Raw genomic sequence first — 13,744 nt, forward strand, 5'->3', positions numbered from 1 at the left:
GGTGACGTCAGCTGGCACCATCAACGCGTGACCGACCTGCACGTGCACCGTTACGGCCCGGCGGAACCGGTGCAAGTGTTGGCGATTCACGGGCTGACCGGACATGGGAAGCGCTGGCAACCGCTGGCCACCGACCACCTGGGCGAGATCAGTGTGGCTGCACCCGATTTGATCGGCCATGGCAGATCGACGTGGGCCGCACCGTGGACCATCGATGCCAATGTCGAGGCGCTGGCAGCGCTGCTCGACCGGCACGCCGACGCCCCCGTGGTCGTCGTCGGCCATTCGTTCGGGGGCGCGGTCGCCATGCACCTGGCCGCCGCTCATCCCGAGTGGGTGGCAGCGCTGGTGTTGCTTGACCCGGCGATCGCGCTAGACGGTGTCTGGATGGGTGAGATCGCCGAGGAGATGCTGGCCTCCCCCGACTACCCGAACGCCGAAGAAGCCCGCGCTGAGAAGGCGACGGGCTCGTGGGCCGATGTGGACCCGGCCATCCTGCAAGCCGAGCTCGACGAGCACCTGGTCGCGCTGCCGAGCGGTCGCTATGGTTGGCGGATCAGCCTACCGGCGATGATGTCCTATTGGAGCGAGCTCGCCCGGGGAATCAGGCTGCCGCCCAGAGGAATCGAGACGACGCTGGTGCGGGCTACCTCGACGTCGCCGCCGTATGTCACCGATGAGTTGATCGCCGCCTTGCGCGACCGACTGGGACCCGGTTTCCGGCTGTTGGATTTCGACTGCGAGCACATGGTTGCGCAGGCCAAGCCGGCCGAGGTCGCCGCGCTGATCCGGGAACGGATGCGCTGACATGGCACCGGTGACCGACGAGCAAGTCGAGCGAGTGCGCGCCCTGGTCGCCGCCATCCCCGCGGGCCGGGTCGTCACGTACGGTGATATCGCCGCTGCCGCAGGGCTTTCCAGCCCACGGATCGTCGGGTGGATCATGCGCACGGACTCCGCGGATCTGCCCTGGCACCGAGTGATCACGGCGTCCGGCCGGCCGGCGCGACACCTTGCCACCCGGCAGCTGGAATTGCTGCGCGCCGAAGGGGTTTTGGCGGTTGACGGCAGGATTGCGCTAGCCGAGGTCCGTCACGAGCTTTAAAGGATCAGCCGAACGAGGGCAGCGGTGCGTGCCAGTCCCGGGAAGGCCTCGGCGGTCGAGCGTGGATGCAGCGCGTGGACCGCGAGTCGAAACATCAACGCCCGTAACAACATCTGCGGCCACTCCGGCAATGCGCTCCAACGCTCGATAAGGCCTTCGTCGGCTTCTCCCCACGACAATGCGTCGACGACGACCACGCCCGCCGCCCACGACGCGGGCCGCCAATAGGGCGTGATGTCCGTTATCCCGGGTGCGGCGGTGCCGGCGAACAGCACTGTCCCGTAGAGATCTCCGTCGACCAGCTGGTTGGGGCTCTTGGTCGGCCGCCGTAGGCCGGCAAGCTGGTTGATCAAATCGATCGACCGCTGCCCGTCGGCCGTGGGAGAAGCCACCCGTGCCCCCGGGGGCACCGAGGCCAACGGCCGCTCTTCCCACGCGGCGCGGTCAGCCGCGATGAACACGTCGACCTCCGCCCAGGGCGCCGTTGGGCCGTGGGTGAGAAACCGGGGCCGTTCCAGTTTGCTGGTGGCCTCGTGCAGGCGCACTGCCGCCGAGACGACCTCGTCATGCCGGGGCTCCGGCCTGCCGGCGACGAATGTGTCTGCCCGCCAACCGGAAACCACGTAGCGCCCATCTGTCGAGCGCACCGGCCGGGCCAGCCGTACGCCGTCGACGAACAGGGTCTCACGCACCCGTGCTGACCAAGCGGCACGGGCGTTGTCGGCCACGATCGACAGCACCACTTCGCCGCACCGCCAGCCGCCTTCCCAGCTGGCCCCCAACGGCACGGGCCGCACACCGCTCAAACCGAACGCCGCCAATACATGCTCGGGCGGCGGCTCGAAACTCACACGACCAGCCTAATCGCGCCCAACTGGGTGTCGGGGCTAGTACATCACCATGTCGGGTTGCATCTGCTTGGCCCACGCCACAATCCCGCCCTGCAGGTGCACCGCGTCGGCAAAACCGGCCTTTTTCAGCGCGGCCAGCGCCTCCGCCGAGCGCACCCCGGTCTTGCAATACAGCACGGGCATCCGGTCCTGCGGCAGCTTTGCCAGGCCCTCACCGGAGTTGATCAGTGACTGTGGGATCAGCTGAGCGCCATCGATGTGGTTGATGTCCCATTCCACCGGCTCGCGCACGTCGATCAGCGCGATGTTCTTGCCGGAGTCCAGTAGCTCGCGCAACTCGCGCGGGGTGATCGAAGAGTCGGCGGCGGCCTCGGCGGCCTCTTCGGACGCCACTCCACAGAATTCCTCGTAATCGATGAGTCCGGTGATCTTCGGTGTGGACGGGTCCTTGCGGATCGCGATGGTGCGATAGCTCATCTCCAGCGCGTCATAGACCATCAGCCGGCCGAGCAGCGACTCACCGATGCCGGTGATCAACTTGATCGCCTCGGTGCCCATCACCGATGCGATGGACGCACACAGGATGCCCAGTACGCCGCCTTCGGCGCAGGACGGCACCATGCCCGGCGGCGGCGCTTCGGGGTACAGGTCGCGGTAGTTGAGTCCGCGCCCGTCGGGCGCATCCTCCCAGAACACCGAAACCTGGCCTTCGAAGCGGTAGATCGATCCCCAGACGTAGGGCTTGTGCGCCAGCACGGCGGCGTCGTTGACCAGATACCGGGTGGCGAAGTTGTCGGTGCCGTCGAGGATCAGGTCGTACTGCTTGAACAGATTGACGGCGTTAGCCGGCTCCAACCGCACCTCATGCAACCGGACCTGGACCAGCGGGTTGACCTCGGCGATCGAGTCGCGCGCGGACTGCGCCTTGGACCGGCCGATGTCGGAGACCCCGTGGATGATCTGGCGCTGCAGGTTGGACTCGTCGACCACGTCGAAGTCGACGATGCCGATGGTGCCGACGCCGGCGGCGGCCAGGTACAGCAACGCCGGCGCCCCCAGCCCACCGGCCCCGATCACCAGCACCCGAGCGTTTTTGAGCCGCTTCTGGCCGTCCACACCCAGGTCGGGAATGATGAGATGCCGGCTGTAGCGGGCAACCTCGTCCCGCGTCAGCTCGGCGGCCGGCTCAACCAGCGGCGGCAACGGCCTATGTTGCCCAGACACCGATCTCTCCTCGATTCGTTTGCTAAATCCACATTCCGCGCGTGTCAGCCAAGAACCATCACAGCAGTTGTGTGGAACAACGGCAAACGGCCTGCGTTGCTTCCCCGACCGAGCGTGCTCCTGCGCCGAGATCGACGTTACGCAGGCCAGCACTCGCACTTCGTCTGCATAACGTCAATTTCGATGAAGAGGCGGTACCTTTGGCGGCGCCGATAGCCAGAGCAGTTAGGGGATCGGATACGGCCAGGGATTGAACCGGCAGGTCTTGCCGTCCGGTTTGACCCATTCCGGGTCGAACTTCGCGGCATCGTCGTTGGCGGTCGAGAAGGTCTGCTGCATCATGACCGGGGCCAGGCCGGCCTGCTTATCGCAAGGTTCGTGGCGCAGATATCCGATGGCGTGGCCAACCTCGTGGTTGATCACGTACTGCCGGTATGAACCCACATCTCCCTGGAACGGCACTGCGCCGCGCACCCACCGCGCCTCGTTGATGAACACCCGCGGTTGTGTGTCGGGCCCGTATGACGGGTTGTAGCACGATGTCTCCAGCGGGAATTCGTAGCCGCAGCCGTCGCGCACCGTCATCGGTGAGCTCAGCGAGATCCGGAAATCGGGCTTGCCGGTGTCGGTTCGGTCGACGCGGGTAAAGGCGAACTGCGGATTGTGGGTCCAGCTCTTCGGGTTGGCCAAGGTCTGGTCGACCATCGCAGCAAAGGCGTCGTCACCGCCGAATGCCGCGGTGTCCACGCCGTTTTCGACCTCGACGGTGTACTTGAACACTTTGGCGGTGCCTTGGCCGAACTTGGGTGTGCCACCCGGAACCACACGAAATGTCTTGTCGCCGGCTTCGCTGAACGGACCACCGTCGGGCAGCATCCCGGTAGGCAGATTCGCGTCGAACTGCGTCAGACCGTGCGGGGGCGCGTCAATGATCTCGGTGCCCACGGCGCCGATTTTCGGCGGGCCCTGCACCGGCTCCCCCGATGCCGGCGCCGGCACGCTGGTCCCGGTCACCGTCTGATACACCACTACCGCGGTGAGCGCGACCAGCACGGGCAGCGCGTAGGCGCGCCAGCCGTAGGTAGATACAAAGCGGCCCAGCCAAGTCTGTTTGCGCCACCGGTTAGTGTCCCGATTCGACCGGACCCTTCCGGACCCCCACGCGAGCGGGTCCCGCTGCGCGCGCAGCGGTTCTCGCCAGTCGTCGCGGAGCACCGGTACCCGCGTGTCCCCGCGTCGCTCCGGCTCGTACGTCACCGTCCCAGGATGGCACATTCCCTGTTGAGGACCCTGGTAGCTGGAACCGTTGGCGTGCCCCCAGCCCGCCGAAGCGTGCCGAGTCGGCAATCGCTGGCGCAGCGGGTAGTAATGTCATCCCGACAAGCCGCGCCACCGCCACAGCGGCGATATGACAACCAGATTGAGGATTTGATGAGCGATTTCGCCAACACGGCCGAAAGGAGGGGGGTCCAACTGGGCGAGAACCGTCGGCCGGCAGACGCCGCGGGCACCCCCAATCGGCGCGGCAACCGGCTGCCTCGCGACGAGCGGCGCGGCCAATTGCTCATTGCTGCCAGCGAGATTTTCGTCGACCGCGGTTACCACGCGGCAGGCATGGACGAGATCGCCGAACGGGCAGGAGTTAGTAAACCCGTTCTCTACCAACACTTTTCCAGCAAGTTGGAGCTTTATCTGGCGGTCCTGCATCGCCACGTCGACAATCTGGTGTCCGGCGTGCGCCAAGCACTGCGCACCACCACCGACAACCGGCAACGGCTGCGCGCGGCGGTGCAGGCGTTCTTCGACTTCATCGAGCACGACGGCCAGGGGTATCGGCTGATCTTCGAAAACGACTATGTCAGCGAGCCTCAGGTCGCCGCGCAGGTACGGGTGGCCACCGAGGCATGCATCGACGCCGTGTTCGATCTCATCAGCGCCGATTCCGGATTGGACCCCCACCGGGCCCGGATGATCGCGGTGGGCCTGGTCGGCATCAGTGTCGACTGCGCCCGATACTGGCTGGACACTGACCGTCCGATTTCCAAGGAAGACGCCGTAGAGGGCACCGTGCAGTTCGCCTGGGGCGGGCTATCGCACGTGCCGCTTACCCGCTCCTAGCCGAGCTGGAGCCGATTCCGAAACCGACGCGACGGGCGTCGGCGACGCCGATCTCGACGTAAGCGATCTTGGCGGTCTGGATCAAGAAGCGACGGCCCTTCTCGTCGGTCAAGCTCAGCACATCGGAGTCCTTGCGCAGCGCGGCGCTGACCAGTTCTTCGACCTCACTGGGCGACTGCGCGCTGGTGAAGACCAGCTCGCGCGGGCTGTCCGTGACACCGATCTTGACCTCCACGCCGGCCCCTTCCCGTCTCTTGCTCGGTAATCGCTCTCAGGCTAGTGGACGCGGCTAACCGGTCATGAAAGCTGGTCGGAAGGCTCTGCGCCACCGTTGGCAAATCGTGACCTGACACACCCGCGCACCACCACAGGGCGACGGGGCGCGTCGATAACATCTGCACCATCAGCACCATGAATCACTTGGATACCGATATCCAGGACTACCCAGACGACGCGGTCGACGACTACTACGCCGACGGCGAGCACTTCTATGGGCCGACCGACCACCGTTGGCGCCCCGTCGCGGTAATCGCGGGCATCGTGTTCGCGCTCGCGGTGATCGCCACGGTGGTCATCGTCAACGGCGGCGACAGCGCCTCGACCTCGGCCACCGTGGTGACGCCGCCGAAGCGGACGGTGATCGCCACACCCCCACCGACCGCCCCGCCCGCGCCGCCGTCGTCGCTACCGCGGGAGACGGTCACCACGGTGACACCCCCGCCGCGGCAACCCAGCCAAACGCCGACCGTCGCCCCGACCACTGTGCCGTCGACGGTCCCCCCCTCCGTACCGCCGGATGTGGCTGCCCGCACCTTCGTTTACCGGGTGACCGGTTCCAAGCAGCTGCTCGACCTGGTGAGCGTCATCTATACCGACGCAGAGGGCGTGCCCCAGACCGACGTCAACGTGTCGCTGCCCTGGTCCAGAACCGTGGTGATGAACCCGGGTGTGCAGATCAGGTCTGTCGTCGCGACCAGTCTGACCAGTCACCTCAACTGCTCGATCAGCGACGGCGCGGGCCAGCCCGTCGCCGTGTCGACCACCAACTCGATGATCGCGACCTGCACCCGCTAGATCCGCTAGGCCAGGCCGAGTTCACGCATCCGCTCGTCGTGGGTCTTCTGCAATCGATCGAAGAAATCCGCCAGCTGTGGGAGGCCTTCGGTCCCTGACACCACCAGATCGACCAGCTCGTCGTGTTCGGCCAGTACGTACTGGGCCTGGGTGATCGCTTCGCCGAGCAGGCGACGGGACCACAACGCCAGCCGGCTGCGCTGTTTGGCGCTGTTGGTCACCGCGGCGCGCACCTCGGCGACGACGAACTGCGAGTGTTTGGTCTCCGACAGCGTTGCGCGCACCACGTCGGCAACGTCGTCGGGCAGCCCGTCGGCGATCTCGAGATATAGATCGGCGGCCAGCGCATCCCCGACGTACGTCTTGACCAGAGCCTCAAGCCAGGTGCTCGGTGTGGTCAGGCGGTGGTAGGCATCAAGCGCGGAGGCGTATTTCGACATCGCCGGCACGACGTCGACGCCGCGGCTTTCCAGCGCGTCGCGCAGCACCTCGTAGTGCCCCATCTCGGCGGCGGCCATGCTGGCCATCGAAATCCGTCCCCGCAGATCCGGGGCCATCCGCGCCTCGTCGGTGAGCCGGTAGAACGCGGCGACCTCGCCGTAGGCCAGTAACGCGAACAATTCGTTCACGCCGGGATGATCCGCCGGAAGCCGTGGCGGTGGCGGATCGGCCCGCTCGTCGGCCGACGAAAGCGAAGTCATGGCAACACTGTAGGCGTGATGGTGGCGACCCGCTGCGCCCGGCTACGCCCCGCAATCCGCGGTCGCGAGGGGCGGGCAGCTATGATGTGTAAAGGTGCTGGCGGTAAATCCATACCGCCGCCACCCGCGAAATGTGCGTGCACGCACTGGGCCCGCCTTACTCAAGCGCTGGGCCCGGCGAATCGGCAACGTATTCGACAGTCACACCGTGCGCGCTTGGACCGCAACGAGAGACTGACCCGAAACGACCCCGGAAGGCGTACGCGTTCACGCATGACCCCGCTCATCACACCAACCCGAGCCATATCCGAATCCACCTTTGCCAAACTCGGCGTCTGCGACGAAATAGTGCGGGCATTGGCCGAAGAGGGCATCAAACACCCCTTTGCCATCCAAGAGCTGACCCTGCCGCTCGCCCTTGCCGGTGACGACCTCATCGGCCAGGCCCGTACCGGTATGGGCAAAACGTTCGCGTTCGGGGTGCCGCTGCTGCAGCGGATCACCGCCGCAGGCGCCGACCGGCCCCTCACCGGCATTCCGCGGGCACTGGTCGTCGTGCCGACCCGCGAGCTGTGCCTGCAGGTGTCCGGTGACCTGGCCACCGCCGCCAAACACCTGACCGCCGAGGACGGCCGTCCACTCTCCGTGGTGTCCATTTACGGCGGCCGGCCCTACGAGCCACAGATCGAGGCGCTGCGCGCCGGGGCGGACGTGGTGGTGGGCACCCCCGGCAGGCTGCTCGACCTCGCTCAGCAAGGCCACCTACAACTGGGCGGCCTGTCGGCGCTGGTCCTCGACGAAGCCGACGAGATGCTCGACCTGGGTTTCCTGCCCGACATCGAGCGCATCCTCCGCCAGATCCCCGACGTCCGGCAGTCCATGCTGTTCTCGGCAACCATGCCGGACCCGATCATCACGCTGGCCCGCACCTTTATGAACCAGCCCACCCATATTCGGGCGGAGGCGCCACACTCCTCGGCGGTGCACGACCAGACCACCCAGTTCGTCTACCGCGCCCACGCCCTGGACAAAATCGAACTGGTCAGCCGGATCCTGCAAGCCCGTGGCCGCGGCGCCACGATGATCTTCACCCGCACAAAGCGCACCGCCCAGAAGGTGGCCGACGAGCTGGCTGAACGGGGTTTCGCGGTGGGTGCAGTGCACGGTGATCTCGGACAGGTGGCCCGGGAGAAGGCGCTCAAGTCGTTTCGAACCGGCGGCATCGACGTGCTGGTCGCTACCGACGTGGCTGCCCGCGGGATCGACATCGACGACGTCACGCACGTCGTCAACTACCAGTGCCCCGAGGACGACAAGATGTACGTCCATCGCATCGGGCGTACCGGGCGTGCCGGCCGCACCGGAGTGGCGGTCACCCTGGTCGACTGGGACGAGCTGGCCCGCTGGACGATGATCGACAAGGCACTCGGGCTGGGCTGCCCGGATCCCGCCGAGACCTACTCCAGCTCCCCGCACCTCTACGCCGAACTGGACATCCCGACCGACGCCACGGGCAGCATCGGAGCTCCGCGCAAAGCGCCGGTCAAGCGGGCGTCCGCCGGCGAACAGCCGGCGCGCAAAAGCACACGATCACGGCAACGTACCCGGGGCGGCAAGCCGGTGACCGGGCACCCGGTTGCCACCAATGGCGACGCCCCGGCCGACGACGGGGGCCACAGCGGCCGCCGTCGTCGCCGTCGGCGCCCCCAGAAGGCGGCGGGCGCGGCCGCGAACGCCAAGTAGACCGGCGTCGCCTGCCGCCCAATGGTCAAACCGGAACGTCGCACCAGGGCCGATCTGGTGGCGGCCGCCGCGATCGCCGTGGCTGTCGGCGTGGCCGCGGCACTGATCTGGTGGACCAGTGATGCGCGGGCCACGATCAGCCGGACGGCGTCGGTGCCCGCGCCCAACCCGACCCCGGCTCGCGCGGTGCCCGCATCGTTGAAGCAGCTCTGGACCGCCACCAGCACCGCCACCGCCCAGCCTGTCGCGGTCGCCGGCAGCATCGTCACCGGCGAGGGACATGAAATCGATGGGCATGACCCGCTCACTGGTGAAGTGCGCTGGAGTTACGCCCGCGACACGCAGCTGTGCGGAGTCACGTGGGTCTACCGCTACGCGGTAGCGGTCTACCGGGATGACCGAGGCTGCGGCCAGGTCAGCACGATCGACGGCTCCACCGGTCAGCGGGGGCCCGCCCGAAGCAGCTATGCCGACAAGCATGTCGAGCTGTCCTCGGACGGCACGACGGTGTTGTCGGCCGGCAGCACGCGGCTGGAGCTGTGGCGCTCGGACATGGTCCGCATGCTGTCCTACGGCGAGATCGACGCTCGGGTGAAGCCGTCCTCGAAGGGATTGCACACCGGATGCCGCCTGACGTCGGCGGCGGCCGGGGCCGCGGCGGCCTCGGTCTTTGAGGCGTGCGGCGCGCAGGCCGATCTGCGGCTGACCCTGCTGCGCCCGAGCAAAGAAGAAGACGAACCCGACCAACGGGATGTGCCCGAGCCGGGCGCCGGCGTGAATTCCGGTGCGCGGGTGCTGACCGTATCGGACACCAGGACCGCCGTGTATCTGCCGACGCCAGACCCCCGGGTCGACGTCATCGACGAGAGCGGAGTCAAGGTGGCGAGCGCGCTGCTGCCCAAGCCGCCCTCACCGGCCGGCGTGGTATCACGGCCCGGCAACCTGGTCACCTGGTGGACGGGCGATGCCGTGATGGTGTTCGATGCGGCAAACCTCACCTACCGCTACACCATCGCCGCCGGAGGCCCGTCGGTCCCGCTGGGTCCCGCGACGATGATGGCCGGCAAATTGCTGGTCCCTGTCACCGGCGGGATCGCCGTCTGCGACCCCGCCACTGGTGCCACGGAGCGCTACCTGCCGGTGAGCCGGCCGGCCGCGAGCTCACCGGTGATCCCGTCTGTTTCGGGTTCGCAGATCATCGAGCAACGCGGCGACACCGTGGCCGTGCTGGGCGCTGCGCGCGGCTAAACCTCCAGGGTGAAGGTCGGTAGCGGTTTACCGGTCTTCCAATGCTTGAGCAGCGCCTGCGCCAGCTCGCGGTATGCGGTCGAGCCCTTGTTCTTTCGGGCAGCCATCACCGACGACCCTGAGGCGCTGGCTTCGGCGAAGCGCACCGTGCGCGGGATCGGCGGCGCCAGCACCGGCAAGTCGTAGCGATCGGCGACGTCGAGCAGCACATCGCGGGTGTGAGTGGTGCGGGGGTCATAGAGCGTCGGTAGCGCGCCCAGCATTCGCAGGCGCGGATTGGTGATCTGCTGGACGTCGGCGACCGTGCGCAGAAACTGGCCGACGCCGCGGTGCGCCAGCGTCTCACACTGCAACGGCACAATCACCTCGTCGGCGGCGGTCAGCCCGTTGAGCGTGAGCACTCCCAGCGACGGCGGGCAGTCGACGATCACCACGTCGAAGTCGTCACCGAGTTTGTCCAGCGCGCGTTTGAGCGCATACTCGCGGCCCGCCCGCATGAGCAGCATCGCCTCGGCGCCGGCGAGGTCGATGTTGGCCGGCAGCAGCGTCATTCCCTCTGCGGTGCTCACCAGCGCGGCGTTCGGCTCCACCTCACCGAGCAGCACCTCATGCACCGACACCGGCAGTTTGTCGGGATCATGGCCCAGAGAAAAGGTGAGGCAGCCCTGCGCGTCGAGATCGACCAGCAGCACTCGTCGTCCTTCATCCAGCATCGCTGCGCCCAGCGAGGCCACCGTCGTCGTTTTGGCAACCCCGCCCTTCTGGTTGGCCACCGCCAGCACTCTCGTCTCTGTCATTTGGCGCCGCTCTCCCCCGCAAGCGGGTGGTACCCCCACCTCATCGCAATCTCCTCTGCATCGTCGCCGGCGCGGTCACAACTGCCATCCTGGCATCTCCCCTGTCCTGCCCGCGGGTCAACGGCGGTGCGGGTCAGGCAGAATCGGTCAACATGGGCCTGGAGAATGACCGGGAGAACCATCGGCTGGTGCTGCTGCGCCATGGGGAGACCGAGTGGTCGAAGTCGGGTCAACACACCGGGCGCACCGAACTCGAGCTCACCGACAACGGCCGCACGCAGGCCGCCGCCGCGGGCCAAGCGCTGAACGAACTGCAACTCGTCAATCCGATGGTGATCACGAGTCCGCGCCGACGGGCGGTGTCGACCGCCGAGCTGGCCGGCCTGACCGTCGACGAGAAGTCGCCGTTAATCGCCGAATGGGACTACGGCTCCTATGAGGGCCTGACTACCGCACAAATTCACCAATCACGGCCCGGGTGGCTGATCTGGACACACGGCTGCCCGGACGGCGAAAGTGTCGCGCAGGTCAGTGACCGCGCCGACCGTGCGGTCGCGCTGGCGCTCGAGCACATGGCGACGCGCGATGTGCTGTTCGTGGGTCATGGCCACTTTTCCCGCGCGGTGATCACACGCTGGCTCGAGCTGCCACTGAGTGAGGGGAGCCGCTTCGGGATGATCGCCGGGTCAATCGCGGTCTGCGGCTTTGAGCACCAGGTCCGCCAGCTGAGTGCGCTCGGCTATCCGCACCCGGTTGCACCGATGTGATCCCCCAGCCGTGACCGCGCAGATTCGCCAAGCCGCACCCGGCGATGCGGCGGGCATCACCGCCATGATCCACGAGCTGGCCGAGTTCGAGCACACGGCCGCCGAATGCACTGTCGTCGAGAAACAAATCAGCACAGCACTTTTCGATAAGCCCGCGATTCTGCGGGGGCACGTCGCCGAAGTGGACGGCGAAATCGCCGCGATGGCATTGTGGTTCGTCAACTTCTCTACGTGGGATGGCGTTGCAGGCATCTATCTGGAGGACTTGTACGTTCGTCCAAGGTTCCGCCGTCTTGGGCTGGGCCGCGCGCTGGTGTCGGCGCTTGCACGAGAATGCCTGGACCACGGCTATTCACGGTTGTCCTGGGCAGTGCTGGACTGGAACACCGACGCGATCGCGCTCTACGACGGCATCGGTGGTAAGCCGCAACGCGAATGGACGACCTATCGGTTATCCGGCCCGGAGTTGGCCGAGCTGGCCGGCCCACGCTGATCCGCGCCGGCGACCCAACGCACGGCGCCTGGACTGAACAACAGGATCAATACGGTCAGCGCCATGATCCCCACCGGGATCCCGGCCAATGGACGATGCGAACCGACGGTCAGATACCACGCCACAGGCAGCAGCAGCAACTCGGCGAACACCGCCAGACCCCGCCCCCAACGCCTGCCGACCAGCAACGCACAGCCCGCCGCGAGCACACCGCCTCCGACCAAGACGAACCACACCGCGGTGCCAAAGCCGTTGACTACCCGCTGATCTGCTCCGCCGAGCCCCCGGATCAACAAAACCGCGGCCACCACCAGCGCCGCCGCGCCCTGCAAAGCAACGATCAGTCCAGCGCCGCGCACGCTGGCAGGGGCCTGAACACTCACAGCGCCAGCGTAGCCATGACCGCCAAGTAGGCTCATGCATCATGCGTGCCGTGCTGATCGTCAACCCCACTGCGACCTCCACCACCCCAGCGGCGCGTGACCTGCTGACGCATGCGCTTCAGAGTCGCCTCGAGGTGACCGTCGAGCACACCACTCACCGCGGCCACGGCGGTGAAATCGCGCAGGCCGCCGCGGAGGACGGGGTCGATCTCGTCGTCGTGCACGGGGGTGACGGCACGGTAAGCAATGTGGTCAACGGTCTGCTAGGCCGCCCGGGTGAGTTGCCCACCGGGCACGTCCCCGCGGTGGCGATAGTTCCGGGTGGGTCGGCGAACGTCATGGCGCGATCGCTGGGAATCTTCCCGGGCCCGATCGATGCCACCAACCAGCTCATCGACCTGCTCGACACCTACGGCGAGCAACGGAACTGGCGCCGGATCGGGCTGATCGACTGCGGCGAGCGGTGGGCCGTGTTCAACGCCGGCATGGGGGTCGACGCCGAAGCGGTGGCTGCGGTTGAGGCGAAACGTGAGAAAGGCGTCAAAGTCACGCCGTCGCGCTATATCCGCGCGGCCGTGCGCGCGACATTGGCCTACTCCCGCCGGGAACCGCGGCTGACCGTGCATTTGCCCGGGCGCGAGCCGATCTCGGGGGTGCACTTTGTCTTCGTGTCCAACTCCAGCCCGTGGACCTACGCCAACGACCGGCCGATGTGGACCAATCCGGACTGCACCTTCGAGTCTGGCCTGGGCGTGTTCGGCCTCACCGCCCTGAAGGTGATCCCCAGCTTGAGGCTGCTTCGCCAGATGTTCGCCAAGCGACCGAAGCTGGAGGCACCGCAGCTCGTCCGCGACGACAACGCGGCCTGCGTGCGGGTCACCTGCGCCGGCCCGCCGATGGCCAGCCAGTTCGACGGCGACTACCTGGGTGAGCGCGCGGAGATGACCTTCCGAGCGGTTGCGGACGCGCTGCCGGTCGTCGCCCCACCATCAAAAAGCCGTCCTGAGCTGGGAAAATAGTTCGGTAAGAGGCGAATTCAACGGGCGGATTGCGCGGGAGTGTAGTACAAACTGTCAACGGTTTTGGCGACAGATCGCCAAAGTGAGATTGCCCACGGACCAACGAGCACTATTGACATCTGTTGAGCCTGTGAAACGATCGAATGACCGCGTGCAACGGCTACGTAGATTTCTTGTGCCCGCGTTAACAGCCGAAGAAAAATGCCGGTGCGCCCTGCTGC

16 protein-coding genes are annotated in these 13,744 nt (G+C 66.7%); 9 read left to right on the forward strand and 7 right to left on the reverse strand.

Annotation, left to right across the window (positions count from 1 at the left end; genetic code table 11):
- The first annotated feature begins 27 nt into the window (after window positions 1-27).
- Both AWC06_RS07270 and AWC06_RS07275 read left to right on the forward strand, forming a co-directional pair.
- Window positions 28-807: an alpha/beta fold hydrolase gene (locus AWC06_RS07270; protein WP_085195854.1), complete on the forward strand. Its 780-nt coding sequence runs from the start codon at window positions 28-30 to the stop codon at window positions 805-807.
- A 1-nt stretch (window position 808) separates the two neighbouring features.
- Complete coding sequence (locus AWC06_RS07275) at window positions 809-1,105, forward strand: MGMT family protein (RefSeq protein WP_085195856.1); 297 nt, start codon at window positions 809-811, stop codon at window positions 1,103-1,105.
- Here the strand turns inward: AWC06_RS07275 and AWC06_RS07280 are convergent.
- The 3 genes from AWC06_RS07280 to AWC06_RS07290 form a co-directional block, all read right to left on the reverse strand.
- On the reverse strand, window positions 1,102-1,956 hold the full coding sequence (locus AWC06_RS07280; RefSeq protein ID WP_085195858.1) for a TIGR02569 family protein: 855 nt from the start codon (window positions 1,954-1,956) through the stop codon (window positions 1,102-1,104). The two genes, AWC06_RS07275 and AWC06_RS07280, sit on opposite strands and share 4 nt — an antisense overlap.
- A gap of 36 nt (window positions 1,957-1,992) precedes the next feature.
- Window positions 1,993-3,159 carry an adenylyltransferase/sulfurtransferase MoeZ gene (gene moeZ / locus AWC06_RS07285; protein WP_085195860.1) on the reverse strand — a complete coding sequence of 389 codons (1,167 nt, stop codon included), beginning with the start codon at window positions 3,157-3,159 and terminating at the stop codon, window positions 1,993-1,995.
- A gap of 246 nt (window positions 3,160-3,405) precedes the next feature.
- Window positions 3,406-4,455: a DUF3152 domain-containing protein gene (locus AWC06_RS07290; protein ID WP_085195862.1), complete on the reverse strand. Its 1,050-nt coding sequence runs from the start codon at window positions 4,453-4,455 to the stop codon at window positions 3,406-3,408.
- 156 nt (window positions 4,456-4,611) lie between these two features.
- Here AWC06_RS07290 and fasR point away from each other — a divergent pair, with 156 nt between their 5' ends.
- Window positions 4,612-5,298, forward strand: a complete 687-nt coding sequence (gene fasR, locus AWC06_RS07295) for an HTH-type transcriptional activator FasR (protein ID WP_085196057.1) — start codon at window positions 4,612-4,614, stop codon at window positions 5,296-5,298.
- Here the strand turns inward: fasR and AWC06_RS07300 are convergent.
- The gene (locus AWC06_RS07300; RefSeq protein ID WP_085195864.1) at window positions 5,285-5,533 is read right to left on the reverse strand and encodes a DUF3107 domain-containing protein; all 249 of its coding nucleotides are present in this window, start codon (window positions 5,531-5,533) and stop codon (window positions 5,285-5,287) included. The genes fasR and AWC06_RS07300 overlap by 14 nt on opposite strands.
- 176 nt (window positions 5,534-5,709) lie before the next feature.
- Between AWC06_RS07300 and AWC06_RS07305 the strand changes: the two genes are divergently transcribed.
- The gene (locus AWC06_RS07305; protein WP_085195866.1) at window positions 5,710-6,372 is read left to right on the forward strand and encodes an MmpS family transport accessory protein; all 663 of its coding nucleotides are present in this window, start codon (window positions 5,710-5,712) and stop codon (window positions 6,370-6,372) included.
- 5 nt (window positions 6,373-6,377) lie between these two features.
- Here AWC06_RS07305 and AWC06_RS07310 read toward each other — a convergent pair whose 3' ends face one another.
- A complete protein-coding gene (locus AWC06_RS07310) occupies window positions 6,378-7,073 on the reverse strand; it encodes a ferritin-like fold-containing protein (RefSeq protein ID WP_085195868.1) in 696 nt (231 codons plus the stop codon).
- Between the two features lie 273 nt (window positions 7,074-7,346).
- Here AWC06_RS07310 and AWC06_RS07315 point away from each other — a divergent pair, with 273 nt between their 5' ends.
- Together AWC06_RS07315 and AWC06_RS07320 are read left to right on the forward strand one after the other, a co-directional pair.
- On the forward strand, window positions 7,347-8,816 hold the full coding sequence (locus tag AWC06_RS07315; RefSeq protein WP_085195870.1) for a DEAD/DEAH box helicase: 1,470 nt from the start codon (window positions 7,347-7,349) through the stop codon (window positions 8,814-8,816).
- Between the two features lie 21 nt (window positions 8,817-8,837).
- On the forward strand, window positions 8,838-10,064 hold the full coding sequence (locus AWC06_RS07320; protein WP_085195871.1) for an Rv3212 family protein: 1,227 nt from the start codon (window positions 8,838-8,840) through the stop codon (window positions 10,062-10,064).
- On the opposite strand, the gene AWC06_RS07325 is transcribed toward AWC06_RS07320, so the two are convergent.
- The gene (locus AWC06_RS07325; protein WP_085195873.1) at window positions 10,061-10,861 is read right to left on the reverse strand and encodes a ParA family protein; all 801 of its coding nucleotides are present in this window, start codon (window positions 10,859-10,861) and stop codon (window positions 10,061-10,063) included. The genes AWC06_RS07320 and AWC06_RS07325 overlap by 4 nt on opposite strands.
- A 152-nt stretch (window positions 10,862-11,013) precedes the next feature.
- Here AWC06_RS07325 and AWC06_RS07330 point away from each other — a divergent pair, with 152 nt between their 5' ends.
- Together AWC06_RS07330 and AWC06_RS07335 are read left to right on the forward strand one after the other, a co-directional pair.
- Window positions 11,014-11,628, forward strand: a complete 615-nt coding sequence (locus AWC06_RS07330) for an acid phosphatase (protein ID WP_085195875.1) — start codon at window positions 11,014-11,016, stop codon at window positions 11,626-11,628.
- A 10-nt stretch (window positions 11,629-11,638) separates the two neighbouring features.
- Window positions 11,639-12,121 carry a GNAT family N-acetyltransferase gene (locus AWC06_RS07335; RefSeq protein WP_085195877.1) on the forward strand — a complete coding sequence of 161 codons (483 nt, stop codon included), beginning with the start codon at window positions 11,639-11,641 and terminating at the stop codon, window positions 12,119-12,121.
- Here the strand turns inward: AWC06_RS07335 and AWC06_RS07340 are convergent.
- Window positions 12,073-12,504 carry a hypothetical protein gene (locus tag AWC06_RS07340; RefSeq protein ID WP_085196059.1) on the reverse strand — a complete coding sequence of 144 codons (432 nt, stop codon included), beginning with the start codon at window positions 12,502-12,504 and terminating at the stop codon, window positions 12,073-12,075. The genes AWC06_RS07335 and AWC06_RS07340 overlap by 49 nt on opposite strands.
- Before the next feature lie 41 nt (window positions 12,505-12,545).
- Between AWC06_RS07340 and AWC06_RS07345 the strand changes: the two genes are divergently transcribed.
- Window positions 12,546-13,523 (forward strand): diacylglycerol/lipid kinase family protein, encoded by a 978-nt coding sequence (locus AWC06_RS07345; RefSeq protein WP_085195879.1) that lies wholly within the window; start codon window positions 12,546-12,548, stop codon window positions 13,521-13,523.
- The last annotated feature ends 221 nt before the right edge of the window (window positions 13,524-13,744 follow it).

This window comes from Mycobacterium fragae, assembly GCF_002102185.1.
GTDB lineage: Bacteria > Actinomycetota > Actinomycetes > Mycobacteriales > Mycobacteriaceae > Mycobacterium > Mycobacterium fragae.

What these genes read in the sequence shown, in the direction of transcription:
- AWC06_RS07275 (WP_085195856.1), top strand. Translation starts at nt 809, where the DNA reads ATGGCACCGGTGACCGACGAGCAAGTCGAGCGAGTGCGCGCCCTGGTC.
- AWC06_RS07315 (WP_085195870.1), top strand. Translation starts at nt 7,347, where the DNA reads ATGACCCCGCTCATCACACCAACCCGAGCCATATCCGAATCCACCTTT.
- AWC06_RS07320 (WP_085195871.1), top strand. Translation starts at nt 8,838, where the DNA reads ATGGTCAAACCGGAACGTCGCACCAGGGCCGATCTGGTGGCGGCCGCC.
- AWC06_RS07310 (WP_085195868.1), bottom strand. Translation starts at nt 7,073, where the DNA reads ATGACTTCGCTTTCGTCGGCCGACGAGCGGGCCGATCCGCCACCGCCA.
- AWC06_RS07325 (WP_085195873.1), bottom strand. Translation starts at nt 10,861, where the DNA reads ATGACAGAGACGAGAGTGCTGGCGGTGGCCAACCAGAAGGGCGGGGTT.
- fasR (WP_085196057.1), top strand. Translation starts at nt 4,612, where the DNA reads ATGAGCGATTTCGCCAACACGGCCGAAAGGAGGGGGGTCCAACTGGGC.
- AWC06_RS07345 (WP_085195879.1), top strand. Translation starts at nt 12,546, where the DNA reads ATGCGTGCCGTGCTGATCGTCAACCCCACTGCGACCTCCACCACCCCA.
- AWC06_RS07290 (WP_085195862.1), bottom strand. Translation starts at nt 4,455, where the DNA reads ATGTGCCATCCTGGGACGGTGACGTACGAGCCGGAGCGACGCGGGGAC.
- AWC06_RS07305 (WP_085195866.1), top strand. Translation starts at nt 5,710, where the DNA reads ATGAATCACTTGGATACCGATATCCAGGACTACCCAGACGACGCGGTC.
- AWC06_RS07330 (WP_085195875.1), top strand. Translation starts at nt 11,014, where the DNA reads ATGGGCCTGGAGAATGACCGGGAGAACCATCGGCTGGTGCTGCTGCGC.